The sequence below is a fragment of the Salipiger sp. HF18 genome (assembly GCF_011806505.1).
In the GTDB taxonomy this organism is placed as follows: domain Bacteria; phylum Pseudomonadota; class Alphaproteobacteria; order Rhodobacterales; family Rhodobacteraceae; genus Salipiger; species Salipiger thiooxidans.
In genome coordinates, this window is sequence record NZ_JAATOS010000981.1 from 1 (window position 1) to 568 (window position 568).

Sequence of the window (568 nt, forward strand, 5' to 3'; positions counted from 1 at the left end):
CCGCGTCGTAATAGGCGGGCGCCTTGGGATCGCGGCCGTTCTCCTCGCCCAGAGCTTTGTAGAGCCCGTCGATCGAGATGTAGTTCAGCGAATCCACCCCGAGGTAGTCGCGGATCTCGGTCTCGGACATGCGCGCGGCGATGAGCTGCTCGCGGTCCGGCGTGTCGATGCCGAAGAAGCACGGCCACACGGTGGGCGGGCTCGCGATGCGGAAGTGCACCTCGGCGGCGCCGGCCTCGAGGATCATCTCGCGGATCTTGCGCGACATGGTGCCGCGAACGATGGAATCGTCGATCAGGATCACCCGCTTGCCGCGGATCAGGGCGCGGTTCACGTTGAGCTTGAGGCGCACGCCCATGTTGCGGATCTGCTCGGTGGGCTCGATGAAGGTCCGGCCGACGTACTGGTTGCGGACGATGCCCATCTCGAAGGGAATGCCGGATTCCTGACTGTAGCCGATGGCCGCGGGAGTGCCGCTGTCGGGCACCGGGCAGACCATGTCCGCGTCGACGGGGGCTTCGCGCGCCAGCTGGCGACCGATCTCGCGGCGCACCTCGTAGACCGACTT

The 568-nt window shown here is 66.7% G+C and carries 1 protein-coding gene; it reads right to left on the minus strand.

Annotated elements, in window-relative coordinates:
* The coding region (locus HC022_RS28385) for an amidophosphoribosyltransferase (RefSeq protein WP_368484927.1) at nt 1-568 on the minus strand (568 nt) is incomplete at both ends.